The sequence below is a fragment of the Frankia sp. AgKG'84/4 genome, assembly GCF_023242965.2.
Taxonomy (GTDB): Bacteria; Actinomycetota; Actinomycetes; order Frankiales; family Frankiaceae; genus Frankia.
In genome coordinates, this window is record NZ_JALKFU020001007.1 from 1 (window position 1) to 1,824 (window position 1,824).

Here is a 1,824-nt window from a genome sequence, read left to right on the forward strand (position 1 = left end):
CGCCGGGTGCGGGGGTCGGCCACCGGGGCGGGCGGCGGGCCGGCGGCTATTTGTCGAGGTCCAGAACGAGTGGGGCGGGCTTGGTCGTCGGCTGCGGCACACCGAGGGTGGTCAGCGCGAAGCTCATCACCTTCTGGAACACCGGGGCCGCGACCTGGCCGCCGAAATACCCCTTCTTCGGGTTGTCGAGCACGACCTCCACGACGACCCGCGGGTTGTCCGCGGGGGCGAACCCGATGAACGACGCGGTGTAGCCCTCGTAGCCGCCCTTGACCGGGTCGGGCCGGTTCGCGGTGCCGGTCTTGCCGGCCACCCGGTAGCCGGGGACCTCCGCGAGCGGCGCGGTGCCCTCGTTCGACGCGACCGCTTCGAGCATCCGGGTCAACGTCGACGCCGTCTGCGCGCTGACCACCCGCCGTCCCGGCGCCTGCGGGGTCGTCGTGACCACGCCGTCCGGACCGGTGACGGCGTCGACGAGGCGCGGAGCGACCCGCACGCCGCCGTTGGCGATGGTCGCGTACACCGAGGCCATCTGCAGCGCCGTGGCCGACATGCCCTGCCCGTAGGAGATCGTCGCCGCCTGGCTGCCGGACCAGTCCTTCGACGGCGGAAGCAGGCCGGCGCCCTCACCGGGGAAGCCCAGGCCGGTCCGCGCGCCGAGGCCGAAGGCCCGCAGCGCCTGCTCCAGCGCGCCGCGACCGACCCGGTCGGCGATCTCCACGGTGCCGATGTTGCTGGAGCGGGCCAGGACCCCCGCCGTGGTGAGGTTCTCGACGCCGTGATTCTCCGCGTCCTCGATGTGCACGCCACCGCGGACGATGGACGGCGGGACGGTGATCGGTGTCTGCTCGGTGATCTCCCCGCGGTCCAGCGCCGCGGCCATCGTGATCACCTTGTTGACGCTGCCGGGTTCGTAGGCGTCCCGCGTCGCCCGGTTGCCCAGCGCCGCGGTGTCCTGCGGGGTGATCCTGTTCGGGTCGAAGCTGGGCGCGTCGGCCATCGCCAGCAGGTCACCCGTGCGGGGGACCATCACGACGACGGAGCCACCGTCGGCCTCGGAGTCCCGCACCGCCTCGGCGATGGCCTGCTGGGCGTTCCACTGGATGTCCCGGTCCAGGGTGAGCCGCAGCGCCGAGCCCGGCTTCGGGTCCTTCTGCGTGGTGTGCCCCGAGGGGATCTCCAGGCCCTCCGGGTTGGCGAGCAGCCGGCGCTTGCCGTCGGTGCCGCGCAGCACCGAGTCGTACTGCAGCTCCAGGCCGCCGGCGCCCTGGAGCACGTCGCCATCGCCCTGCCGCATGAACCCGACGACGTTCGAGGCCAATGGACCGCCCGGATACGCCCGGCCGCGTTCCTCGGTGATACCGATGCCCCGCAGCTCCAGGTCGGTGACCCTGTCCCCGATGTCCGGGGTGAGGCCACGGGCCAGGTAGACGAACTTGATGTTCTTCTTCGGGTCGGTGGTCATCCGCTGCGCCAGTGTGTCGACGGGAACGTTCAGCAGCGAGGCGAGCTTGGCCGCGGTGGCGCGGATGTCCTTGACGTTAGACGGGTTCGCGTAGACGGCGCGCAGTTCGACGTGCTGGGCGAGGGTGTGTCCGGAGCGGTCGGTGATGGCGCCGCGCGCCGCCGGCAGCACGATCGTGCGCAGCCGTTGGGCCTGCGCCTGGGCGGCGTACGCCGACGCCGAGATCCCCTGGAGCTGTGTCAGCCGCACGGCGAGGATGCCCAGCAGCACGCACATGAGCACGATCGCCACCCGGACGCGCCGCCGCGGGCTGCCCAGCCGGTAGCTGCGCGCCAGCAGGGGCCTCGGCGGCCGCCGGC

General features: G+C 72.8%; 1 protein-coding gene. It reads right to left on the minus strand.

Annotated elements, in window-relative coordinates:
* Positions 1-46: 46 nt before the first annotated feature.
* Positions 47-1,824 (minus strand): peptidoglycan D,D-transpeptidase FtsI family protein (locus MXD58_RS26815; RefSeq protein ID WP_250610596.1); only part of this gene is annotated, 1,778 nt, incomplete at its 5' end.